Below are 23,055 nucleotides of genomic sequence, written 5' to 3'. Positions count from 1 at the left end.
GCCCCTCCCTGACGGCAGGTGCGAGAATCGACCGTATGACTGACGCCCTCGCTACCGCCCCGCAGACCGATGCCTCCACCCCCGCCCCAGAGCAGGCGCCCGAGCAGCCCGCGCTGTGGATCGAGCGGACCGGCACCCGCCGCTATGTCGGCTACTCCGAGCGCGGCGGCGTCGTGCAGATCGGCGGCGCCGGGGCGGAGGAGACGTTCACCCCCGGTGAGCTCCTGAAGATCGCCCTCGCCAGCTGCACCGGCCTGGCCTCCGACGCGGCCTTCGCCCGGCGGCTCGGCGACGACTACCCGGCCACGATCCACGTCTCCGGCGTCAACAAGCGCGACGAAGACCGCTACCCCGAGCTCGTCGAACGCCTCGAGGTCGACCTGAGCGCCCTCGACGAGGCCGCCCGCGAGCGCCTCATCACCGTCGTCACCCGGGCGATCGACCAGTCCTGCACCGTGGGTCGCACGCTCAAGGCCGGAGCGACGATCGAGCTGAGCATCGAATCCGTCGGCGCGCCGGACGGTGCGGGCGCATGAAACGGGGCAGGCAGGACGCCGCGCCAAAGGCGTCCTACGCCGTGACGCCCCCCGCGCCGCACAGCGTCGAGCCGTCACGTCCTGGAGTGGTCGCCGCGCTGACTCGGCGCACCCCGCTCCTGGACGCGGCGATCGACCAGGCGGTGACGATTCCCGCCTCGACCATCCGCGCCCACGTGGACAGCCTCCGCCGCCGCAACCCCGAGGCCGACCCGCAGCGCATCATCGGCCTGCTCACGCGGGAGTACTCGTTCCTGCTGCAGGGAGCGGGCGGGGCCGTCGGAACTGCCGCCGTCGTGCCCGGCATCGGCACCAGCGTGAGCCTCGTCCTGAGCACGGCCGACGTCGCGACCTTCTTCACCGCGTCCTGCGCCTACGCCCTGGCCGTCGCCGAGGTCCACGGCATCGAGGTGCACGACACGGAGCGCCGCCGGGCGCTGCTGCTCGCCGCCGTGCTCGGGGACTCGGGGGCCAAGGCGATCGCGGAGGTCTCCGGCAAGCCCATGGCCGCCTGGGGGACGGTGCTGCTGACCTCCATGCCCACGAACACGATCCGCCAGGTCAACAAGGTGCTCACCGGCCGCTTCGTCAAGCGGATGATGGTCAAACAGACCTCGCTGGCCCTGGGCCGGGTCATCCCCTTCGGGATCGGCGCGGCCGTGGGGATCATCGGCGGTCGGGTGCTGTCGAGAACCGTGGTCCACCAGACCGGCAAGGCGTTCGGCCCCCCGCCCCCGCGTTTCCTGACGCCCGTGAGCGAGAAGCACCGCCGAGGCGACGCTGCACCCAGCGACCCCGCGCTACCCGGCACACGATGACCGACTCCACCCAGCCGGCGGCGACCCTCGTGGCGCGGCTGGCGGCGCGCGACCCCGCACCTCGCCGCGTCCAGGTGACCCGCGTCGTCGACCTCGACGCGGCCTCCACGTTCGCCCTCCTCGCGGACGTGCGCAACCACGTCCGGTGGATCCCGCTCACCCACGGCCGGTATCCGATGACCGCCGCTGGCCCGCTCCCGGCTGGTCCCTTCCCCGTGGGCACCCGGTTCACCATGATCTCCGGCCCAGGACGCGGTCTCCCCGACCGGATGATCGTCACAGAGCTCCGCACAGCCGGGCCAGGGGCGGCGTGCACGACGTCGAGCATGACGCTGCGCAAGGCCGGGCCGGTCCTGCTCGGGGCTGCGGGCATCATCGTGGAGCCGTCCGGCCCCGGACGCTCGCGCGTCACCTGGTGGGAGGACGCCTACCTGGCCGGGCCGGTGCCCGCGCGGGTGACCCGCGCCGTCGTCGGCCCGGTGCTGGGCGCGATGATGCGGCTCGCGCTGGCCCGGTTCGCTCGCGAGGTCGCGGCCATCTGACCGAGCCCAGGCCATCCCCCTGATCCGCGCCGGTCCCCGAAGTGCATACGCAAAATGCCTGCTCAAGACGCCGCCGCGGCGTAGTCTCGAGGCCAAGCAGATCCGCTTCGGCGCCAGCCGGTGAGGGGGCAACTCGATGACGCAGGCCCACCGGTACCTCATGTGCCGCCCGGACCACTTCACAGTGAGCTACGAGATCAATCCGTGGATGAACAGCCGCGTCCCCACCGACACCGCGCTCGCCGTCAAGCAGTGGGAGTGGCTGCGCGACGTGTACCTGGACCTGGGGCACACGGTCGAGCTCATCGACCCCGTGCCCGGCCTGCCGGACATGGTCTACGCGGCGAACGGCGCGACCGTCGTCGACGGTGTGGTCTACGGCGCCCGCTTCACCGTCGCCCAACGCGCCAGCGAAGCGGCGGTGTATCTGGACTGGTTCGCCCGGCGCGGCTTCGCAGTGCACGACGCCGTCCATCGCAACGAGGGCGAGGGGGACCTCCTGACCGTGGGCGAACGGATCCTCGCCGGGACCGGGTTCCGAACCGAGGTCGCCGCGCATCGCGAAGCGGCCGCGCTGTGGGGCCGGGAGGTTGTCACCCTCGAGCTCGTCGATCCGCGGTTCTACCACCTGGACACCGCCGTGATCGTCCTGGAGGGCAGCGACGGCGACCCGGGCGATCGCGGCCGCGGCCGTCCTGGGCCGGGCCAGATCGCCTACTATCCCGGTGCCTTCTCCCCCGCGAGCGTCGACCTGCTGGCCGCGCTCTTCCCCGACGCGGTCCTGGCCACCGAGGCCGACGCGACCGTCCTCGGGCTCAATGGCGTATCTGACGGCACGCACGTCGTGCTCAGCCCGCGGGCCACACGTCTGGCTGGCCAGCTCACCGAACGCGGGTACACACCGATCGCCGTGGACACGTCGGAGCTGCTGCTCGGCGGCGGCGGAGCGAAATGCTGCACCCTCGAGATCCGCCCCGCACGCTGACCCGCCAGCCGGCCGCCCATCAGCACCCACCGTCCACAGCCCACAGCCCACAGCCCACAGCCCACCAGGAGGAGACATGGCAGTCCCGCACACCGCCGCCAGGCTCGCGCACAACTACGACCCCCTCCCGGTGACCATCACGACCGCCCTCGGCTCGTGGGTCACCGACTCCACCGGTCGGGAGCACCTCGACTTCCTCGCCGGATACTCCGCGCTGAACTTCGGCCACCGCCACCCGGCGCTCGTCGAGGCCGCCACCGCCCAGCTCGATCGGGTCACGCTCACCTCCCGGGCGTTCGGCCACGACCTGCTGGAGCCCTTCGCCGACGCCCTGTGCTCCCTGGTCGCCGACTCCCTCAAGCTCGACGGCACCACCCCGATGATGGTGCCGATGAACACGGGCGCCGAGGCCGTCGAGACCGCGATCAAGGCGGCCCGCAAGTGGGGTCACCGCCATGGGATCGCCGAGCCGACGATCATCGTCGCCGCCGGCAACTTCCACGGCCGTACGACGACGATCGTGTCGTTCTCGACCGACGCCGAGGCCCGCGACGGTTACGGCCCGTACACGCCTGGCTTCCGGATCGTCCCCTTCGGAGACGCCCAGGCGGTCGCTGACGCGATCGACGAGACCACGGTCGCGGTCCTCATGGAACCCATCCAGGGCGAGGCCGGGGTGGTCGTCCCGCCGCCGGGGTTCTGGGCGAGCCTGCGCACGCTGTGCGACGACGCGGGGATCCTGCTCATCGCCGACGAGATCCAGTCGGGCCTGGGGCGCACCGGCACCACGCTGGCGTGCGACCTGTGGAACGTCCGCCCCGACCTGGTCACCCTGGGCAAGGCGCTCGGCGGTGGGATCGTGCCGGTGAGCGCCGTCGTCGGGCGCGCGGACGTGCTGGACGTGTTCACCCCCGGCACCCACGGATCGACCTTCGGCGGGAACCCGCTGGCCTGCGCCGTGGGTCTGGCCGTCGTGGACCTGCTGGCCACCGGCGAGGTGCAGGAGCGTGCCCGGGTGCTCGGCGACCACTTTCAGACCCGGCTCGACGACCTCGTCACCGACGAGCTGGTCGCAGAGGTGCGCGGCGCCGCGCTGTGGGCCGGGATCGACCTTCAGCCCGGTCAGGGCTCCGGACGTGACCTGTGCCGCGCACTGCTCGACGCCGGCGTGCTGGCCAAGGACACCCACGGGGCGACCATCCGGCTCGCTCCCCCACTGACCATCGACGCAGGCGACCTCGACCTCGGGCTGGACCGGCTCCGGTCTGTCCTGGAGGAGCGGGCCGCGACCTCCGACCGGTAGCCGGTCAGGTCTGGATCAGGCGGAGATCACTCCGTAGGGGTTTCGCACCGCTTGTTGACCACGAGGACGGGGCACTTTGAGTGGTGCAGCACGGCCTGGCTCGTCGACCCGAGCAGCAGGCCGGCGAAGCCGCCGCGGCCACGCGAGCCGACGACGAGCAGGTCGCTCGCGTTCGAGAACTCGGTGAGCAGCTCCGCGCCGGTCCCGTCGAGCACGATCCGGCGGATCTTCACGCCGGCATTCGCAGCCTCGGCCTTGTCGACGATCGCGTTGAGACCGTCGGTCACGTCGGAGAGCACCTGCTCGTGGTCGATGGCTGCCGGCAGCCAGGCGAGCAGGCCCGCACCTGAGCCCACCGGGACCCCGGCCACCGCGACGAGCTCGGCGTCCCAGAGCTGGGCCTGCTTGATCGCCAGGTGCAGCGCACCGTAGGCGGACGGGGAGCCGTCGACGCCGACGACGATCCGTCGCAGCGGGTGGATCTCCACGGCCCCATCCCCGCCGTCGTCGCCCCGGAAGGGCACGACGACCGTCGGGCAGTGGGCGTGCGCGGGCAGCGCTGAGGAGACCGTGCCCAGCAGGCGCTCGGCGAACCCGCCGCGGCCGCGGGTGCCGACCACCGCGAGGGAGAAGTCCTTCGACATCTGGACCAGGACCCCGGCGGCGTCACCGGTCGCGATCAGGGTCGTCACCTCGACACCGGCCCGGCTGGCTCGTTCCTTGGCGTCGTCGAGGACAGCGCGGGCGCCCTCCTGGATCGCGGAGTCGTCCAACGCCGCGTATCCGCCGTCGAGAGAAGCCGCGGCAAACGAGGGCAACGAGTACGTGCAGACGACCGTCACGGGCTGTCCGCTGCGGGCCGCCTGGGCGGTCGCCCAGTCCAGGGCATGCAGGCTCGACGCCGAGCCGTCGACACCGACAAGGATGGCATCTGCGTGCGACATCGTGATCTCCCTCTGCAGGACGAACCAGTGACTGTACTTGTAGGAGACATTACCCGGTCATGACGCAAAGAGACCCGAGCCGCAGGGCGACTCGGGTCTCTTCACAGATGCTGGTGCGTTCAGCCGATCCGGATGAACACCGGGTTGGACTGCCAGATCTCACGGAACTGGACTGTCTTGCCCGGCTTCGGTGCGTCGATCTGGGTGTTGCCGCCGGCGTAGATCGCGATGTGGCCGGGAGAGGCGATCAGGTCACCGGGCTGAGCCTGGTCACGAGGGATGACCGTTCCAGCGCTGGCCTGCGCACCCGAGGTGCGCGGGAGGGAGATGCCAGCCTGGGCGAAGACGTAGGACGTGAGGCCCGAGCAGTCGAAGCCGCTCGGAGTCGATCCACCGGAGACATACGGAACGCCGACGTAGCGGCTCGCGATGTCGATGATGGAGCTGCCTGCCGCGGAGGCCGGAGCCACGGTGGCCGGTGCGGCAGCGGCCGGCGCTGCAGCCTTGGCCGCCGTCGAGGTGCCCGTAGCCGTCGCAGTGGTGAGGGCGGTACGCTCGGCGGTCCGCGAGGCGGCAGCCACCGTACGAACCTTGACCGGCTCGGGAGCCGGGGTGACAGAGATGTCGGACTGCTCGACGGTCCACGACGCATCGGCTGCGACGGTGACGGTCGGTGCGGTGCTCAGTGCGGCGCGGGCCTCGGTGGTGAGGGCCGCGACGTCGACGGTCGAGACCGCAGCATCACTGTGGACGGGAGCTGCGGAGGCCGGTGCGGCCGCCATCAGCGAGACGAGGAGGCCGGAGGAGGCCGCCACGATCGCCGAGCGCTTGCCGACAGCGACCACGTTCTCGGACGCGGCGCTTGCGAGCAAGCTCAGCGGCGTGATCGGCCGCCGTGCCGCACGGTGGCGGGCACGTGTAGTGCTAGAAGTCATGTTTGCTCCAATACGCCTGCGAGGTCAGCTGTCGGGTTCGGGTAGGAGTACACCCGGCCTCGCGAACCGAAGTCCGAAAGGCTTCACCCCAAGGATGCTGCGAGCAGCACCCGAATTTGGGTCCCCCGTCCTTGCCAGCGGGTTCTAGGCAACCATGAGCGGTGGCAAGGTTTGGCGTCCGCTCAAGTACTTCGTCGGTTTTCTATTCCTATGAAGCAAGTCGAAGGTACATCAGATGAACCCCCAATGTCACGTTCCGATCACGACGAGTTTTCCCCTCGCACGAGCCGGCGGGTGAGTCAGAGCGCGACGAAGATGTGGCGTGAAACCTCTTCGGGCAGGTCAAGCACGACGTCCGCACCTTCGGAGGTGACAGAGATGCCGGCACCACGCTCAAGAAGTTCGATGTGGACAACTCCGCCAGGCTTGACCCCGGCCGACGCCAGACGGGTCAGCAGCTCGACATCGGTCTGCAGCGGCTCGCCCAGGCGAGCCACGGTCGCGACCAACGGCGCGGCGTCGGGCAGGGCGCCCGCGCTGGACTTCGCGACGAACGCCGGGAGAGAGACCACTCCGTCGAGGAAGCCCACCTCGGGTGCGGCGTCGCCCAGCTCGGCGAGGCCGGGGATCGGGTTGCCATACGGGGAGAAGCTCGGGTGGTCCAGGAGGTCGACGAGGCGCTTCTCGACGCGGTCGCTCATCACGTGCTCCCAGCGGCAGGCCTCCTCGTGGACGAACTCCCAGTCCAGGCCGATCACGTCGGTGAGCAGGCGCTCGGCGAGGCGGTGCTTGCGCATGACCCGCATCGCCTTGTTGTGCCCGACCTCGGTGAGCTCGAGGTGACGGTCCCCACTGACGACGACGAGCCCATCGCGCTCCATGCGTGCCACGGTCTGGGACACGGTCGGCCCGGAGTGGCCCAGCCGCTCCGCGATCCGGGCACGCAGCGGCACGATGCCTTCTTCCGCCAGCTCGTAGATCGTCCGCAGGTACATCTCAGTGGTGTCGATCAGGTCGCTCACGCGTTCCTCCAGTGCGTCAGATGGCCTCGAGCGACGCTGGTCAGCGTCGTTCACACGTATCTACGCCCACCTTATCGCTCCTGTGCACAGGCCCGCGCGTGCGGCAGGGGCGAGCGCGTAGGGTGTGCTGCGTGACTGAGAACCTCACCATTCCCGCCAGCCTCCTACCCGTCGACGGCCGCTTCGGCGCCGGTCCGGGAAAGGTCCGTGAAGCACAGCTCGCCGCCCTCGCTGCGAGCGGACGATCTCTCATGGGAACCTCGCACCGCCAGGCTCCGGTCAAGGAGCTCGTGGAGCGGGTGCAGTCCGGGCTCGCCGCGCTCTTCTCCCTGCCCGACGGCTACGAGGTTGTCCTCGGCAACGGCGGTTCGACGGCGTTCTGGGATGCCGCGACGTTCAGCCTCGTCCGCGACCGCGCCGCGCACGCCACCTTCGGCGAGTTCGGGGCGAAGTTCGCCCAGGCCACGACGAACGCGCCGTTCCTGGCGGCCTCGGCCGTGACGACGAGCCCGGCCGGAACGGCCGTACTCCCCGAGTACGTGGCCGACGCCGACGTGTATGCCTGGGCCCACAACGAGACGTCGACCGGTGCCATGGCTCCCGTGCGCCGGGTGCCTGGGTCCGTCGAGGACGGCGCGCTGACGCTGATCGACGCGACGTCGGGTGCCGGCGGGTTGGCGGTGGACGTCGCCGAGAGCGACGTCTACTACTTCGCGCCGCAGAAGTCCTTCGCCTCCGACGGCGGTCTGTGGCTCGCGCTCACCTCGCCCGCGGCGATCGAGCGGATCGCCGAGATCGACGCGAGCGACCGCTGGATCCCGGAGTTCTTGTCCCTGCAGAACGCCGTGACCAACTCGCGCGCGCACCAGACCCTCAACACCCCGGCTATCGCCACGCTCTTCCTGCTCGCGGAGCAGATCGACTGGATGCTCAGGCAGGGCGGGCTGGCGTGGGCGGCCGCCCGGACCGCCCAGTCGGCCGCGATCCTCTACTCGTGGGCCGAGAGTCGCAGCTTCGCGTCGCCGTTCGTGGCCGACCCGGCCACCCGCTCCACGGTCGTGGGGACCATCGACTTCGACGACTCGATCGACGCCGCGGCCATCTCCCGGACGCTGCGCGCGAACGGCGTCGTCGACGTCGACCCGTACCGCAAGCTCGGCCGCAACCAGCTCCGGGTGGCGATGTTCCCCGCGGTCGACCCGAGCGACGTCCAGGCGCTGACGGAGTCGATCGACTACGTCATCGAGCACTCCGCCTGACCCTGGGGGGCGTTCACGCCCCTCCCTGTCCCGCCCCCTCCCTGTCCCGCCCCCTCCCCCTGTCCTGCCCCGTCCCCGTCTCCGACTCCGCCGTCTCCGCCTCCGCCTCCCGCCGAACTCGTGAGCGCGCCGCCGAACTCGTGAATCAGGCCGATTCCCTGGGCGTCTACCGCCCTAGCTCACGAGTTGGGCGGGGGATTCTCGAGTTCGACGGGAGCGAGTTCGACGGGAGGGTTCGCGGGAGCGAGTTCGACGGGAGGGCTCGCGGGGGAGGGATGGGGCGCGGGGGCCTGGGAAGAGGCTGCACACGGGACCGGTTGGTATGGGCTCGTCCACAGGCACGACCGGCGACGACGCGGTCCGGTCCGCGCCTGCCGCACCGTTGGGGGATGCGACCATCCATACAACCCGGGCCACGGCCCTTCGAGGCCCTCGCACCCGTCATCGTTGAGCCTGGTACTCCTCGCCGAGAGTTTCGTCCGGCCTTGGTCACGCCCCTTTATCGTGGCTGGGCCTGGCTGCACCCGCCCACCCCGACCGACAGCCCCGCTCGCGCCGCCCATGCCCGGACGACCGCACGGATCGCGGCCGTCCACGCCGGGCTTCGGACCGAGCACTGGTTCTGCGGCGAGTCTGCTGCCCTGATCCACGGATGCGACACCGTCGACCTCGATGGGAGCATCCATCTGATCCAACGTCACAACCAGCAGCGCGGCGCGCACCCCGAGGTGAAGCGCCACACCGCAGCGTTGCGCGCCGATGAGATGACTGTCGTCGATGGGATTCCGGTGACCAGCCTTGCCCGATCAGTGGTCGACTGCGCCCGCACGCTCAGCGAACGACAAGCCTTGGTCATCGCTGACTCGGCGCTACGACGTGGGCTGTCGGTCGACGACCTCGAATCAGCCCTCCTCCGCGCGCGCGGTTCACGGGGGATATGCAAGGCATGTTCCATCCTTCCCCTCGCGGACGCGCGCGCCGAGTCTCCCGGTGAATCGTTGCTGCGGCTCGTCGTCGTGCGCGGAGGGCTCCCTGCGCCCGAGCTGCAGATCGCGGTCGACACCCACCTGGGCCGGCGGTACGTCGACCTCGGGTGGTCAGACCTGAAGGTCGCCGTCGAGTTCGACGGTCGCATCAAATACACCACCGACGGCGGCGGCGCCGATCAGGCCTTCTACGACGAGAAACGCCGACAGGATGCCCTCGAAGAGCTCGGGTGGCTCGTCGTACGCGTGATGTGGGAGGACCTCTACAACCCAGCCGCCCTCGTCGCCCGACTCTGGGACGCCCTCCGCCGCCAACAGCGCCGTCGAACGTTCACCTGACCCACAAGGCGCCGAACTCGTGAACGAGCCGCCGAACTCGTGAACCACACCGCTCCCAGGCCGGGAAACGGCCCTAGCTCACGAGTTCGGCGAGCGGTTCACGAGTTCGGCGAGAGGACGAGCGGACCGGAGCCGGAGCCGGAGCCGGAGCCGGGGAGGATGGTCCCGGGGTGGGCGGTGTCAGGCGCCTGCCGTGCGGTCTTTGGCTTCCTGGACACCCAGGCGGTCGGCTACCTCGCGGCGCTTGGCCGGCTCGTCCGGGCGGACGGGTCCGTCGTCGGCGGACATGCCGTACGTGACAGCCACGTGCGGACGGTGGAAGACCTGGTACTTCACCGTGTAGTCCCAGTTGCGGCGAGTCCAGATCGCCGCGCCGATCGACACGATGATGGCGGTGATCGCGCCGATGCCGATGGACCAGCGCGGGCCAAAGGCCTCCGCAATCCACCCGACGATCGGCGAGCCGATGGGCGTCGCACCCAAGAACACCATCATGTACAACGACATCACTCGGCCGCGCATCTTCGGGTCGGTGGTCATCTGGATGGTGCTGTTTGCTGCCGTCATCATTGTCAAGCTGGCGAAGCCGACCGGGATGCTTGCCAGCGCGTACGTGAGGTAGGTGGGCATGAGGGCCATGGCCCCTGCCGCCACGCCGAAGGCGAACGCTGAACCGATGACCAGCCGGACGCGCGGGCGCTCCCGCCGTGCAGCGAGCAACGCGCCCCCGAGGGACCCGATCGCGAGGATGGAACCCAAGATCCCGTACTCCCCCGCGCCCTTGTGGAACACCTCGGTGGCCATGACCGCGGAGGTCAGCTGGAAGTTCAACCCAAAGGTCGAGACCACGCCGATGACCACCATGATGACGATGATGTCGCTGCGGTTGCGGACATACCGGACCCCCTCCCGGATCTGGCCCTTGGCCCGGGCAGCGATGGGGAGCCTGTTCAGCTCGCCGAGCCGCATCCGCGTCATGGCCATGATCACGGCGATAAAGGTCAGTCCGTTGATGACGAACATCCACCCGGAACCGACCGCAGCGATGAGCAGACCGGCAACACCTGGGCCGACAAGACGGGCAGCGTTAAAGCTCGCGGAGTTCAGACCCACCGCGTTGGAGAGCTTCTCTGCGGGGACCATCTCGGCGACGAACGTCTGTCGCACCGGGTTGTCGAAGGCCGTCACGCAGCCCAGGAGCGCCGCGAAGACGTACACGTGCCACAGCTCCGCCTTTCCGGAGAGCACCAGCACCCCCAGCGCCAGCGCCAACACACCCATCGCGGCCTGCGTGACCATGAGCAGCTTGCGACGATCGACACGGTCAGCGACGACCCCCGCCCATGCGGACAAGAACAGGATGGGCGCGAACTGCAGGGCCGTGACGAAGCCGACGGCCACGGCGGAGTGGTCGGTCAGCACCGTCAGGACCACCCAGTCCTGTGCGACACGCTGCATCCAGGTGCCGACGTTGCTCACCAGGGCAGCGCCGAACCAGAGGCGGTAGTTGTAATACCTCAGGGAGGCAAAGGTAGGACTCATTGGCTGGCGATCCTCGTGAGCAGCTCGCTCGCATCGGCGAGCGTCTGCCGTTCTTCAGGGGTCAGCTGACCCAGCTTCTTGGTGAGCCAGGCATCCCGACGCCGTTTGGTCACCTTGATCTCGTTGCGTCCGACATCGGTGAGCTCGACGACGACGAGCCGCTTGTCGGTCGCATCGCCGGCCTTGGCGACCAACCCGAGCTCAACGAGGGCGTTGACCGTCCGGGTCATCGACGGCGGGCGGATGTTCTCGTGCTCGGCGAGGACCCCGGGGGTCATCGGTCCGTGCCGGTTGATCGCGGTCAGAACCGCGAACTGACCCTCGGAGAGGTCCGCCTCCCCGCGCTGGGCGCGCAGCCGCCGGGAGACACGGTTCATGGAGACCCGCAGCTGCCCGCCGAGGGTTCCTGGTGTGCACGCGTCCGCCTGGCTCATACCCTTACCTTAACTCATTACCTTAGGTAAGAATATGGGATCAGCCGTCGCTCACACGACTTTCACCTTCCATGCCCGACGACGTCCCGGCCCCGAGGGGCGGGCAGCGTTCGTCAGGCGTAGGGCACGTACGCGACGACGACGACGCCCGACCCGACCAGGGTGACCTGGCCGGCGTCGTGCCCGATGAAGACGGACTCGCCCTGGGTGACGCAGACGAGCGGGCCCAGCGGGCCGGTGATCTCGACCTCGCCGTCCAGGCACAGCAGGATCCGCGGGCCGGTGTGGGTGATCAGGGCCTCACCCGCGACCCTTCCGTAGATCAGCGCGAACTCCGCCACCGGCGCTCGGTACCCGGTGAGGCCGCCGGGCTCGGCGCGCAGCACGGGGTGCTCCGGGGGCCGGGGTGCGTAGCTGGCGCAGCGCAGCAGCACGTCGACGTCGATCCGCTTGGTCGTCAGCCCGGCCCGCAGCACGTTGTCCGAGCTCGCCATGACCTCGACGCCCACCCCGGACAGGTAGGCGTGGATCTCGCCCGCACCCAGGAAGACCGCCTGGCCGGGGGCGAGGGACATCCTGTTGAGCATGAGCGAGACGAGCGCGCCGGGATCCCCCGGGAAGCAGGTCGCCAGGTCGACCGCGGTCTGGTCGCCGCGCGAAGTGGACTCGCCGCGATCGATCCGCCCCCGGATCGAGTCGATCGTGCGAGCAAGGTCGGCCGTGCAGTCCCCCTCGCGGGCCGACAGTGCGATCTCGAAGGCCGCCCGGACGCCGTCGGCCGTGGGGCGGGTGACCAGCGCGGCGCGCATCTGCCCGACCGTGTACCCCTCGAGCCCGTCGAGCAGGGCGAGGATCCGGGCCGGGCGCCGGAAGCCGCACAACCCCTCGAAGGGCGTCAACGCCACGAGCATCTCGGGCTTGTGCTGGTCGTCCTTGAAGTTGCGCTCGGGCGAGTCCGGGAGCACGCCGGCCGCGTTCTCCTGGGAATACCCGGCGCGGGCGACGTGCGGCTTGGGGTGGACCTGGAGAGAGAGCGGCGAAGCCGCGGCGAGGAACTTGAGCAGGTAGGGCAGGCGCGGGCCGTAGGCCTCGACGACCGAGCGGCCGAGCAGGCGGTCGGGGTCGGCGCGGAGCAGGTCCGCGAGCGAGCGCCTTCCGGCGGCCGCCGGGTCGGCCGGGGGGCCTGCGGGGGTGGCCGCGGCGTCGGGCAGGGCAGAGGGCAGGGCTGCGGGGGTGCCCACCGCGGCGAGCGGGAGCAGGACCGGATCGGCCATCGAGGGACCGAGCGCGTGCGCACCGAGCCACATCTCCGCGACCGGACGGCCGTCCCCGACCGCTCCGAGAAGCGTGGGGATGGCCGTCGTGGACCCCCAGGCATAGTTCTGCAGCTGGTTGGTCAGGCGGAAGATGTGGCTCGGTGTCACGGGCAAGACCTTACGTCAGGCCCGGCCAAGATGCCTCGGTCAGAAGGCGCCCAGTGCGTCGCCCAGCGGGCCGCGCACGAAGTACAGCACGAACATGACGGCCGCGACCCACATGAGCGGGTGGATGACCTTGATCTTGCCGACGAAGATCTTGATGACGACGAAGGCGACGAAGCCCGCGCCGATACCCGCGGAGATCGAGTACGTGAACGGCATGATGACGACCGTCAGGAAGGCCGGGATGGCGACCTCGTAGTTCTTCCAGTCGATGCTGGAGATCTGCATGAACATGAGGAAACCGACAACGACGAGCGCCGGGGTGGCGGCCTCGGAGGGCACCATGTCGACGATCGGGGCGAAGAACGTGGCCAGCAGGAAGGCGATGCCGGTGACGATCGAGGCGAGGCCGGTGCGGGCGCCGTCTCCGACTCCTGCGGCGGACTCGACGTAGCTCGTGTTGGAGGACACACCACCCATGCCACCGGCGACGGCGGCGATCGAGTCGACGACGAGGATCTGGCGGGTCTTGGGCAGGTCGCCGTTCTCGTCGGCGAGGCCCGCCTCGGTGCCCACGGCCACCATGGTGCCCATGGTGTCGAAGAAGTCGGCGAGCAGCAGCGAGAAGACGAGCAGGATGACCGCGACGGCGCCGATCTTCTCGAAGGAGCCGAAGAGCGAGAACTGGCCGAGCAGCGAGAAGTCGGGCACGTCGACGATCTGGTCCGGGACTGCCGGGACGTTGAGCTTCCAGCCGCTGGGGTTGACGCCGTCGGCGCCGAACATCCCACCGACCTTGGCAACGGCCTCGACGATCACGGCGATCACGGTCGAGGCGACGATGGCGATGAGGATGGCGCCCTTGACCTTGCGGACCATGAGCACGATCGAGGTGAGCAGACCGAAGACGAAGATGACCAAAGGCCAGCCGGAGATCGACCCGGCGATGCCGAGCTCGACCGGGGTGGACAAGCTCGCCGGGATCCGCACGAAGCCGGCGTCGACCATGCCGACGAAGGCGATGAACAAGCCGATGCCGACGCTGATCGCGGCCTTGAGCTCGGCCGGGACGGCCTTGAAGACCGCTTCCCGGAAGCCGGTCAGCACGAGCAGCAGGATGATGAGGCCTTCGAGGACAACGATGCCCATGGCATCGGCCCAGGTCATGTCCGGCAGGCTGGCGATCGAGTAGGCGACCACCGCGTTGAGACCCATGCCCGCTGCGAGCGCGAGCGGGAAGTTGGCCACCAGGCCCATGACGATCGAGAGCACGCCGGCGATGAGCGCGGTCGCGGCCGCGATCATCGCGATGTTCGGGCCGTCACCGCCGCCGAGGAACTGGCCAGTGCCGTCCGCGACGTTGCCGAGGATGATCGGGTTGAGCACGATGATGTAGCTCATCGCAAAGAACGTAACGAGGCCTCCGCGGATCTCCGAACCGATGGACGAGCCACGTTCGGTGATCTTGAAGAACCGGTCGATAGCGCCCTTAGGCGGCGCTTTGTCAAGGGTGTTGGTGTTCGCCATGAGCAATATTGTGCCCGACTCGAGGACTCTCCAGCGCCGCCGTCTCGGCACACGATCTGCATATTTGCGCCCGTCCCTGGTCAGGGGCCGTCGGCGGACCACTAGGCTGGGGCTGTGCGCTCGATGTTCGATCTCTTCCTCCACCCTGAGCGGCGCCGCCCCGGCCCGCAGCCCCTCCAGGTGGACCTTCGGCGCATCATCGTGGCGGGCATGGTGCTGTGGGCCGTCGCAGCTCTGGTGCTGGGCGTCCTCGCGGTCGGCTTCGACCTCGACGTCACGAGCAAGCTGGTCATCTGCGCGACCGGGCTCGGGCTCGGGCTCCTTGCCCTCGCCTGGGAGCACGTCAACCGCCGTCGCTACCGCGCCGTCGCCGAGACCCGCAACGTCGTCGTCGATCTGCCCGACGACGCACCGCCCGCCTAACCCCTGCCCCCGCCAGCCCGGCGTCCGCCAGCCCGGCGTCCGCCGAACTCGTGAACCGTCCGCCGAACTCGTGAGCCACGGTCCTTCTCTCGTGAGAAACGGACCTGACTCACGAGTTCGGCGAGCCGTTCACGAGTTCGGCGAGGGCGAGGGGGAGGTAGGGGGGAGAGGTAGGGAGGGGGTGGAGGGGTGGGACTAGAGGACTAGGACGGAGAGGGCGCCGGGGCCGTAGCCGGCGATGTCGCACTCGAGGTCGAGGCGGGCCACGTAGGACATGACCCACGGGGCGACATCGCCGGGCAGGGCCTCGTTCGGGGCGTGAACCGCGTTGAGCCGCACGTGCGGGGCGCCCTCCGCGTTGAACAACGAGGCCACCACGTTGAGGATCTCCCCGGCATTCTCCAGCAGCACGTCCGTCAGCTCGCCGTCGTCGACCGCAGCCTCCGACGCGCTCGAGGGCATGAGGGCGATGGCTGCCCCGGCCCGCGCGGCCATCGGCACGTCCATCACGACGAGCGCGGCGAGCTGCATCTGGTCGGAGATGTACTCGGCCACGACCGCGCCGCCCGGCCCGGCCGGGTCGACCATCGGACCGCCGGTGAGTACGGCCATCTCCCGACCGAACAGCCCCTCCAGGAGCTCACGGGTCTGCTTGGCGCTGGGCAGCGGCGTCTTGGTCATGCCAGGACCGGCTCGAGGACCTCGCGGAAGGACTCCGCGGTGAACGGCTTCGCGATGAGGAAGAGTGCGCCGGCGGCGTCGGCCTGGTCGCGCATCTCCTGGGATCCCTCGGAGGTGACAAACCCGAAGGGGATGTCGCACCCGGCCTGGCGCAAGGCGTTCAACGCCTCGATCCCGGTGGCGTTGGGCATGTTCCAGTCGGACAGGATGAGGTCTGGCTGCTCCGAGAGTGCGAGGTCGTAGACCTCTTGGCCGTCGGCGGCCTCGACGATCTGCCAGTCGTAGCCAGCCTGGCGCAGCGTACGGATCACGATCTGGCGCATGACACGGCTGTCATCGGCAACAAGGACGTACATGGGTTCCCTCCCTAAGCTTCTGTTCTACTTCTTCAGGTGGTCTGCGGCGGCCGCACGGCCACGCAGACCACGTCGTTGGCGCCTCGTCGGCGCGGTTCACGCCTCGTCGGCGCGGATCAGCCCTGCGTCCTCAGCCCAGCATCCACAGCGAGACCACCAGGATGTGACCGCGCCAGTCGAGGGTGAGGTCCTGCAAGAACTGCCCGGCGCCGAGCTCCGGGGCGTGGGCGGCCACGGTCGGCAGGCTGAGCACGGCGGGCGCCGCCAGGAGCGACTTCACGTTCCCGCCCACCACGTTGGCCAGCTCGCCAAAGGCGTCGGCCAGGTCCTCGGGACCGACGAACTCCGACGCGTCCATCATCAGCAGCGCCCGCGTGAGCTCGTGCGCGGCTGCGGTCTCGGTGCGCACAACAGCGCGCGCGCCCAGTCCGAGCGCCGCGACGGTCATGTCGACCCACGCACAGACAGGGTCGACGAACTCGCCCGCTGCGCCCGCACGCTCGGTGATGAGCACCTCGCCGCCGTCGATCATCGCCGCGAAGACGTCCTGCGTGATGGCCAGGATCTGGTCCTTGGCCACCACTACCAGTGCAGTGCTCATGCCAACTCCTCGATCGGGAGCAGACCGAGCAGCTCCAGCTTGTCCCGGAGTGCATCCGGGGTGAACGGTTTGATCAGGTATTCGTGGGCGCCGGCTGCGAGCGCCCGCACGATCTGGCCGTGCTCGCTCTCTGTGGTGACCATCATCAGCGTGATGCCCCGCCAAGCCCGGTTCGCCCGGACCTTCGTGACGAAGGTCAGCCCGTCCATGACCGGCATGTTCCAGTCGATGCACGCCAGGTCGAAGTCCCCGTCCCCCGCCGCGGCGAGGGCGTCGAGCGCCTGCTGGCCGTCCCCCGCCTCGACCGTGTCGTAGCCAAGATCCTTGAGCACGGACGACACGATCCGTCGCATGGTCCGAGAATCGTCGATGACCAGTGCTTTCATGCTGAGCTCCCTGAGTTCTGATAGATCGAGCTGCGGCCCACCTGGACCCGGGTCCACGCGTCATCGATTCCGACCGTGGTCTCTGCCGCGCCCAGGACCAAGAATCCGCCCGGGCGCATGGACTTGCGCAGACGCCGCAAGATGTCCCGCTTGACCTCGACGTCGAAGTAGATGAGGACGTTACGCAGGAACACGATGTCGTAGGGTCCCCCGATCGGGGGCGCCGTGAGCAGGTTGTGCTTGGAGAAGCGCACCATCGACCGCAGCTCGTCGGCGATCGCCCACTCTGCGCCCCGCTTGGTGAAGTGCTTGACGAGGAACCTCGCGGGCAAGCCACGGTTGATCTCGAGCTGGGAGTAGACGCCCCGGCCCGCCTTGTCGAGCACCTCCCCCGACAGGTCGGTCGCGATGATCTCCACCCGACGCGAGGCCCGCAGCTGCTCGAGAACCGTCATCGCGATCGAGTACGGCTCCTGCCCGGTCGAGCAGGCCGCCGACCAGATCCGCAGCGGAACCCCGGCCGTCAGCGCCCCGACTGCCTGGGGCAGGATGTGCTCGGTGAGCGCCTGGAACGGGAGCGCGTCCCGGAACCAGCTCGTCTCGTTCGTGGTGAGCGCCTCGACGATCAGCTCGAACTCGAGCGGGTTGGCAGCGACCCGCTGCCGTCGGACGTAGTCGTCGACGGTGACGCCGCAGCGCCGGGCCAACGGCATCAGCCGGCTCTCGACGAGGTACTCCTTGCCGGGGGCCAGGTGGATCGCGCTCCGCTTGCGGACCAGGTCCGCAACGAAGGTGAAGCTCTCTGCGGTCAGACTCACTGTGACACCTCCTTGATACCCGAACCGGCCTGGACGAGGCCGGAGATGGTCTGCCCGATCTCCAGGATCGGCAAGATGCGGTGGGCGTACCCCGCAGTTGCGGTCGCCCCGGGCATCCCCCACACGACCGAGGTCTGCTCGTCCTGCACGACGACGGTTCCGCCCGCCTCCGCGATCGCCCCGGCGCCGGCCTTGCCGTCCGCGCCCATGCCGGTGAGAACCACCGCGAGCAAGTCCGGGCCGATCACGTCGAGGGCCGATCGGAAGAGCACGTCGACCGAGGGACGGCAGAAGTTCACCGGCGGGGTGCGGGTGATCCGCGCCCGCAACCGGCCAGGCTTGCCCTCGACCTCGAGGTGGGTGTCGCCCGGGGCGATGTAGATCCCGCCCGGCACGAGGGCCTGACCGTCCTCGGCCTCGTAGACCTGGGACGGCCCAAGCCGGTCCAACCGGTTCGCCAGCTGGCGGGTGAACACCGCCGGCATGTGCTGGACCACAAGCATCGGGACTGCCAGCGGGACGGTGAGCCGCTCGACGACGCGGGAGAGCGCCTCGGGTCCCCCCGTCGAGCAGCCCAGCACGACGGCGCGCATCGGGTGCCGCCGGGCGCCCAGCCGCGCCGTCGCCACCTGGCGAGGCGCAGCAGACCGGGGCGCGGCGACGCCGGCGAGCGCCGCCGCGCGACCGGCCGTCCCCGGGGCGCGGCGCGCCGCCGGGACCAGCGCCCGGATCTTCGGGATGAGCTGGTCAGCCACGGCCGCGAGGGACTCGCTGATGCTGCCGACGTTGGACGGTTTCGCCACATAGTCCGACGCTCCGGCCGAGAGGGCGTCCAGCGTCGCGGTCGCCCCGCGCTCGGTCAGCGTCGAGAACATGATGATGGGCATCCGGTGCCCCCGTCGGCGCAGCTCGCGCACCGCCTCGACGCCATTGAGCTCGGGCATCTCGATGTCCATCGTGACCGCGTCCGGCGCCAGCTGCTCGACCTTGGCGAGCGCCAGCCTGCCGTTGGCCGCGGTCCCGACCACCTCGACCTCAGGGTCGCTCTGGAGGGCCAGGACGACGAGTCGGCGGATGACCACCGAGTCGTCGACGACGAGGACTCTGATCGTCATGAGAAGTCTCCAGTGTCTGGACGCATCAGATCGTGAACTGCGCGACGCGCTGGCGTAGGTCGGCGGACGTCGCGGCGAGCTCGGAGACCGACGAGCCCATCTGGGAGACGACCTGGGAGGAGTCGGTGGCCGCCGAGGCCACGCCCGTGATGTTGGCCGCGATCTCACCGACCCCGGTCGCCGCCTCGGTGACGCCGCGACTCATCTCGTTGGTGGTGGCTGTCTGCTCCTCCACCGCGGAGGCGATCGTCAGCTGGTAGTCGTTGATGCTCGCGATGATCGTCGAGATCTCGCTGATCGCGGTCACGGCGGAGCCCGTCTGCGTCTGGATCTCACCGATACGGCGGGCGATGTCCTCCGCCGCACGACCGGACTCGGCCGCAAGCTCCTTCACCTCCGAGGCGACGACCGCGAAGCCCTTGCCGGCCTCACCGGCACGGGCAGCCTCGATCGTGGCATTGAGGGCGAGCAGGTTCGTCTGCTCCGCGATCGACGTGATGACCTTGACCACGTCGCTGATCTTCCGCGAGCTCTCCCCCAGCGCACCGACCGTCGCGGCGGTCGATGATGAGTGACGCACCGCTTCGCTCGCCACCTTTGCGGCGTCGTTCGCGTTCGTCGCGATCTCGCGGATCGAGGCACCCATCTGCTCGGCGCCCGCGGCTACCGTCTGGACGTTCCGCGCGACCTGCTCGGCGGCGGCGGCCACGACCCCGGCCTGCGCGGAGGTCTCCTCGACCCCCGCTGCGACCTGGGTGTTGGAGGACGAGAGCTCCTCGGCGGCGGCGGCGACGATCTGGGCCGACGCCACGACGCCCCCGAGGACCTCGCGCAGGTTCGCCTGGGCGAGGTCGAAGGACAGTGACATCTGGCCGAGCTCGTCACGGCTGCGGACGATCACGGGACGGGTGAGATCACCCGTGGCGAGCGTCTCGAGCGACCGTTGGACATCCCTGATCCCGGAGGTGATGCGACGCGTCACGACCACCGCGAGCGTGATGGCCACGCCTGCGCCGATGACGCTCACGATCGTCAGCGCCACGATCGTGCTCGTGACCTCGCGCTGGGCGCCGGTGAGGATCGTGTTGACCTGGAAGTCGATCTGGCCCTGGGCAAGCAGGAGGGCGCGTCCGGCCCGGTCCGGATCGCCGGCGACGTCCGCGGCGAGGGCCTGCTCGACGCCGGCGGCGTCGCCCACGACGGCCAGCGGCATGACAACTGCGTCGCGGTACTGCGTCCAGGACGTCCACCGGTCGACGAAGTCCCGCCACTGCTGGGTATCAGACTGCTCGAAGGTCGCTACCTCAGCGATGAGTCGGTCGACCGTGCGGTCGTTCCAGGCTGAGGACGTGGTCAGCTGCAGGCGGAGGGAGTCGTCGGTCGCACCAGCGACCCGGCGGACAAGGAGGTGGCTGTCTGACTGTGCCGATCGGAGATCTCCGAGCGCACCCTGGAGGTTCCCGGTGAGCATGGCGATCTCCTGGAGGTTGTCTCCAGCCCGGACCAACGCGACGGCGGCGAGTCCGCCGACCGTCCCGAACACGAGGCCCATCACGACGAGCGAGGTGGCAATCTTCACGCCGACCGGGCGGTCCCAGAACCACTGCTTCCGCGGTGCGCTCGTGGAACCGGGGGTCTCGACGACCGACCGTGCGCGAGTCATCGCAGCTCATCCTCCGTGTAATAGCCGCCGCCGACGAGGATCGACTGATACGTGGCCTGGGTGACCACGAGCGGGCCGAGCAGATACGTGGGCACGATTCCCGTGCCGTTGTCGTAAGAGGTGATGTCGTTGGTCTCGGGCTCAGCGCCCTTGAGGAGCGCGTCACCCATCGCGACGGTGACCTCTGCCAGCTGGCGGGTGTCCTTGTAGATCGTCGAGTACTGCTCCCCGGCGATGATCGACTGGACCGAGGGCAGCTCGGCGTCCTGTCCGCTCACGACGGGCAGCGGCCGGTCTCCCGTTCCGTACCCGGCGGTCTTGAGCGACTCGATGACGGCCCGGGAGATCCCGTCGTAGGGAGACAGGATCCCGTCGATGACCTCGGTCGAGCTCGTATATGTCGTCGAGAGCAGCGCATCCATCCGTTCACCGCCCAGGACCGGGTCCCAGGCCTGGATGGCGATCGTCTGGAAGTCCGTCTCCCCCGAAGGAATGACGAGCACGCCGGAGTCGATGTACGGCTGGAGGACGGCGAAAGCACCCTCGTAGAAGACCGTGGCGTTGTTGTCGTCCGGGGAACCCGCGAACACCTCGATCGCGAAGGGACCGGCGGCTCCGGTGGGCTCGCCTGCGGCGTCAAGGACACCAAGGCCCTGGAGAAGCGAGGTGGCCTGCTGCGTGCCGACCCGTAGGTTGTCGAACGTCGCGTAGTAGTCGACGTCCGGTGAGTCCCGGATGAGCCGGTCGTACGAGATGATCGGGATCCCGGCCGCGGCGGCGGACGCGAGCTGGTCCTTGAGCGCCGTCCCGTCGACGGACCCGATGATGAGGAGGTCAGCGCCGTGGGAGATCATCGCCTCGACCTGAGCGACCTGCGTCGGGACGTCGTTCTCGGCGTAGACGAGCTCGACGGCATACCCGAGGTCCTCGAGCTGCGCCTTGACGTTGTTGCCGTCCTCGATCCACCGCAGCGAGGTTGTCGTCGGCATGGCCACGCCGACGAGCTGCACGATGTCGGTGGTGCCTGTCACGAAGGAACAGCCGCCGAGACCGATACCTGTGACCAGGACGGCGGATGCTGCCGCGGCCCAGGCGCGGACGGATGATCGATTCACGTGATGCTCAGCCTTCTGTGGGTGATCTTCGTGCGAGGGAGGCCGATTTCAGACGCTGAAGTGCGCCATTCGGTTGCGCAGGCCCGCGGACAGCGACGCCAGCTCGCTCACGGTCACGCCGATGACGGCGAGCACCTCGGTCGAGGTCCGGGACGACTCGGCGACGAAGTTGATGTTCGTGGAGATCTCGCCCGCGCCGCTGGCTGCCTCCGTGACCCCGCGGGTCATCTCGTTGGTCGTGGCCGTCTGCTCCTCGACCGCCGAGGCGATCGTCAGCTGGAAGTCGTTGATGCTCGCGATGATCGAGGAGATCTCACCGATAGCAGCGACCGCGGAGGTCGTCTGGGACTGCACCTGGGTGATCCGGCGGGCGATGTCCTCGGCCGCCCGGCCCGACTCCGCGGCCAGGTCCTTGACCTCGCTGGCCACGACCGCAAAGCCCTTGCCGGCCTCGCCCGCCCGTGCAGCCTCGATCGTCGCGTTGAGGGCGAGCAGGTTCGTCTGCGCCGCGATGCTCGTGATGACCTTGACCACGTCGCCGATCGCCTGGGACGTCTCGCCGAGCGCGCCGACGGTGCTGGCCGTGGAGTTGGAGAACTCGACCGCCTGGCTCGCCACCCTGGCCGCCTGGTTGGCGTTCGTGGCGATCTCCCGGATCGAAGCGCCCATCTGCTCGGCCCCGGCCGCGATCGTGTGCACGTTGCGGTCGACAGTCGCCGCGGCGATCGCCGCGATCCCTGCCTGAGCGCTCGTCTGCGCCGCGCCGTCGGCCACCTGGGTGTTCGCCGCGGCAAGCTCGGCAGCCTTGAGCGCGAGCGAGCCGGCCGCCTGGACCACACCGGTCAGGGTCTCGCGCAGGGCGAGTCGTGCGTCGTCGAAAGAGGTGACGATCGAGCCGACCTCGTCGCGGTCGACCATCACGGGCACATGGGTGAGGTCACCCGCTGCGAACTCCTCGATCGAGGAACGCAGCTCGGTGATGCTCGCCCGGACACGACGGTTCACCACAACGGCGAGGGCCACCGCCGCGACGGCGCCGATCACGAACGCGACGGCCAAGATGACAAAGGTCCTGTTCGCGGTGACCTCGGCAGCCGAGGCAAGATCGGCGGAGCGCGCCGGGTCGAGCTCGGCCGAGACCTCGCGCAGGCTCCCTGCGGCGCGGCGCAGCGCCAGCCCGCCCAGCCCTCCGACCACTGCGAACACCGCGCCGATGAGGACCAGCGGCGACGAGAACTTCAGACCGACCGGGAGATTCCAGAACCACCGCATGTCTCAGGCACCAACTCTTCGTCGTGCGATGT

24 protein-coding genes and 1 riboswitch are annotated in these 23,055 nt (G+C 69.5%); of the genes, 8 read left to right on the top strand and 16 right to left on the bottom strand.

What is annotated here, in order from left to right:
• Positions 1 to 35 precede the first annotated feature (35 nt).
• From BLQ50_RS10555 to rocD, 5 genes are all read left to right on the top strand, one after another.
• Positions 36 to 536 carry an OsmC family protein gene (locus BLQ50_RS10555; protein ID WP_093183545.1) on the top strand — a complete coding sequence of 167 codons (501 nt, stop codon included), beginning with the start codon at positions 36 to 38 and terminating at the stop codon, positions 534 to 536.
• Positions 533 to 1,354, top strand: coding sequence for a hypothetical protein (locus BLQ50_RS10550; RefSeq protein WP_245701099.1), 822 nt, complete (start codon positions 533 to 535; stop codon positions 1,352 to 1,354). Before BLQ50_RS10555 ends, BLQ50_RS10550 begins: the two co-directional genes overlap by 4 nt.
• Positions 1,351 to 1,896 carry an SRPBCC family protein gene (locus BLQ50_RS10545; RefSeq protein WP_093183541.1) on the top strand — a complete coding sequence of 182 codons (546 nt, stop codon included), beginning with the start codon at positions 1,351 to 1,353 and terminating at the stop codon, positions 1,894 to 1,896. The genes BLQ50_RS10550 and BLQ50_RS10545 overlap by 4 nt, the downstream gene beginning before the upstream one ends.
• 136 nt (positions 1,897 to 2,032) lie before the next feature.
• Positions 2,033 to 2,881 carry a dimethylargininase gene (gene ddaH, locus BLQ50_RS18825; protein WP_139185798.1) on the top strand — a complete coding sequence of 283 codons (849 nt, stop codon included), beginning with the start codon at positions 2,033 to 2,035 and terminating at the stop codon, positions 2,879 to 2,881.
• Positions 2,882 to 2,957: 76 nt separating this feature from the next.
• Positions 2,958 to 4,184 (top strand): ornithine--oxo-acid transaminase, encoded by a 1,227-nt coding sequence (gene rocD, locus BLQ50_RS10540; RefSeq protein ID WP_217629151.1) that lies wholly within the window; start codon positions 2,958 to 2,960, stop codon positions 4,182 to 4,184.
• 26 nt (positions 4,185 to 4,210) lie between these two features.
• Here the strand turns inward: rocD and BLQ50_RS10535 are convergent, their stop codons facing one another.
• The 3 genes from BLQ50_RS10535 to BLQ50_RS10525 form a co-directional block, all read right to left on the bottom strand.
• The gene (locus BLQ50_RS10535; protein WP_093183537.1) at positions 4,211 to 5,128 is read right to left on the bottom strand and encodes a universal stress protein; all 918 of its coding nucleotides are present in this window, start codon (positions 5,126 to 5,128) and stop codon (positions 4,211 to 4,213) included.
• A 119-nt stretch (positions 5,129 to 5,247) separates the two neighbouring features.
• Positions 5,248 to 6,063 carry a C40 family peptidase gene (locus BLQ50_RS10530; RefSeq protein ID WP_093183535.1) on the bottom strand — a complete coding sequence of 272 codons (816 nt, stop codon included), beginning with the start codon at positions 6,061 to 6,063 and terminating at the stop codon, positions 5,248 to 5,250.
• Positions 6,062 to 6,224, bottom strand: a riboswitch (cyclic di-AMP (ydaO/yuaA leader). It overlaps the preceding gene by 2 nt.
• 138 nt (positions 6,225 to 6,362) lie before the next feature.
• On the bottom strand, positions 6,363 to 7,085 hold the full coding sequence (locus BLQ50_RS10525) for an iron-dependent transcriptional repressor DtxR (RefSeq protein WP_093183532.1): 723 nt from the start codon (positions 7,083 to 7,085) through the stop codon (positions 6,363 to 6,365).
• A gap of 131 nt (positions 7,086 to 7,216) precedes the next feature.
• On the opposite strand from BLQ50_RS10525, the gene serC reads away from it, so the two are divergent.
• Positions 7,217 to 8,344 (top strand): phosphoserine transaminase, encoded by a 1,128-nt coding sequence (serC, locus tag BLQ50_RS10520; RefSeq protein ID WP_245701097.1) that lies wholly within the window; start codon positions 7,217 to 7,219, stop codon positions 8,342 to 8,344.
• Positions 8,345 to 8,829: 485 nt separating this feature from the next.
• Entirely contained in the window at positions 8,830 to 9,669 is an 840-nt protein-coding gene (locus tag BLQ50_RS10515; RefSeq protein ID WP_093183528.1) for a hypothetical protein, read from the top strand.
• A gap of 180 nt (positions 9,670 to 9,849) precedes the next feature.
• Here BLQ50_RS10515 and BLQ50_RS10510 read toward each other — a convergent pair whose 3' ends face one another.
• The 4 genes from BLQ50_RS10510 to BLQ50_RS10495 all read right to left on the bottom strand — a co-directional run bounded on the left by BLQ50_RS10510 (position 9,850) and on the right by BLQ50_RS10495 (position 14,593).
• The gene (locus BLQ50_RS10510) at positions 9,850 to 11,211 is read right to left on the bottom strand and encodes an MFS transporter (protein ID WP_093183526.1); all 1,362 of its coding nucleotides are present in this window, start codon (positions 11,209 to 11,211) and stop codon (positions 9,850 to 9,852) included.
• On the bottom strand, positions 11,208 to 11,645 hold the full coding sequence (locus tag BLQ50_RS10505) for a MarR family winged helix-turn-helix transcriptional regulator (RefSeq protein WP_093183524.1): 438 nt from the start codon (positions 11,643 to 11,645) through the stop codon (positions 11,208 to 11,210). Before BLQ50_RS10505 ends, BLQ50_RS10510 begins: the two co-directional genes overlap by 4 nt.
• 113 nt (positions 11,646 to 11,758) lie before the next feature.
• Positions 11,759 to 13,069, bottom strand: a complete 1,311-nt coding sequence (gene manA, locus BLQ50_RS10500) for a mannose-6-phosphate isomerase, class I (RefSeq protein WP_093183522.1) — start codon at positions 13,067 to 13,069, stop codon at positions 11,759 to 11,761.
• A gap of 39 nt (positions 13,070 to 13,108) precedes the next feature.
• On the bottom strand, positions 13,109 to 14,593 hold the full coding sequence (locus BLQ50_RS10495) for an NCS2 family permease (protein ID WP_093183520.1): 1,485 nt from the start codon (positions 14,591 to 14,593) through the stop codon (positions 13,109 to 13,111).
• 123 nt (positions 14,594 to 14,716) lie between these two features.
• On the opposite strand from BLQ50_RS10495, the gene BLQ50_RS10490 reads away from it, so the two are divergent.
• Positions 14,717 to 15,016 (top strand): DUF2530 domain-containing protein, encoded by a 300-nt coding sequence (locus BLQ50_RS10490; RefSeq protein ID WP_245701144.1) that lies wholly within the window; start codon positions 14,717 to 14,719, stop codon positions 15,014 to 15,016.
• 195 nt (positions 15,017 to 15,211) lie between these two features.
• Here BLQ50_RS10490 and BLQ50_RS10485 read toward each other — a convergent pair whose 3' ends face one another.
• The 9 genes from BLQ50_RS10485 to BLQ50_RS10445 all read right to left on the bottom strand — a co-directional run bounded on the left by BLQ50_RS10485 (position 15,212) and on the right by BLQ50_RS10445 (position 23,023).
• Positions 15,212 to 15,697, bottom strand: coding sequence for a hypothetical protein (locus BLQ50_RS10485; RefSeq protein ID WP_093183516.1), 486 nt, complete (start codon positions 15,695 to 15,697; stop codon positions 15,212 to 15,214).
• On the bottom strand, positions 15,694 to 16,053 hold the full coding sequence (locus tag BLQ50_RS10480; RefSeq protein ID WP_093183514.1) for a response regulator: 360 nt from the start codon (positions 16,051 to 16,053) through the stop codon (positions 15,694 to 15,696). Before BLQ50_RS10480 ends, BLQ50_RS10485 begins: the two co-directional genes overlap by 4 nt.
• Positions 16,054 to 16,183: 130 nt before the next feature.
• Positions 16,184 to 16,654, bottom strand: coding sequence for a chemotaxis protein CheX (locus BLQ50_RS10475; protein WP_093183512.1), 471 nt, complete (start codon positions 16,652 to 16,654; stop codon positions 16,184 to 16,186).
• Positions 16,651 to 17,040, bottom strand: coding sequence for a response regulator (locus tag BLQ50_RS10470; RefSeq protein ID WP_093183510.1), 390 nt, complete (start codon positions 17,038 to 17,040; stop codon positions 16,651 to 16,653). Before BLQ50_RS10470 ends, BLQ50_RS10475 begins: the two co-directional genes overlap by 4 nt.
• Entirely contained in the window at positions 17,037 to 17,858 is an 822-nt protein-coding gene (locus BLQ50_RS10465) for a CheR family methyltransferase (protein WP_093183508.1), read from the bottom strand. Before BLQ50_RS10465 ends, BLQ50_RS10470 begins: the two co-directional genes overlap by 4 nt.
• Positions 17,855 to 18,973 (bottom strand): protein-glutamate methylesterase/protein-glutamine glutaminase, encoded by a 1,119-nt coding sequence (locus BLQ50_RS10460; RefSeq protein ID WP_093183506.1) that lies wholly within the window; start codon positions 18,971 to 18,973, stop codon positions 17,855 to 17,857. Before BLQ50_RS10460 ends, BLQ50_RS10465 begins: the two co-directional genes overlap by 4 nt.
• Positions 18,974 to 18,998: 25 nt before the next feature.
• Complete coding sequence (locus tag BLQ50_RS10455; RefSeq protein ID WP_245701095.1) at positions 18,999 to 20,636, bottom strand: methyl-accepting chemotaxis protein; 1,638 nt, start codon at positions 20,634 to 20,636, stop codon at positions 18,999 to 19,001.
• Entirely contained in the window at positions 20,633 to 21,751 is a 1,119-nt protein-coding gene (gene chvE / locus BLQ50_RS10450) for a multiple monosaccharide ABC transporter substrate-binding protein (RefSeq protein WP_245701093.1), read from the bottom strand. The genes BLQ50_RS10455 and chvE overlap by 4 nt, the downstream gene beginning before the upstream one ends.
• Before the next feature lie 48 nt (positions 21,752 to 21,799).
• Positions 21,800 to 23,023 (bottom strand): methyl-accepting chemotaxis protein, encoded by a 1,224-nt coding sequence (locus BLQ50_RS10445; RefSeq protein ID WP_093183504.1) that lies wholly within the window; start codon positions 23,021 to 23,023, stop codon positions 21,800 to 21,802.
• Positions 23,024 to 23,055: the final 32 nt, after the last annotated feature.

This window comes from Sanguibacter gelidistatuariae (assembly GCF_900096585.1).
Taxonomy (GTDB): domain Bacteria; phylum Actinomycetota; class Actinomycetes; order Actinomycetales; family Cellulomonadaceae; genus Sanguibacter; species Sanguibacter gelidistatuariae.
Note: the sequence above shows the minus strand (reverse complement) of the source record. Positions and strands in the feature narration are given on the sequence as shown.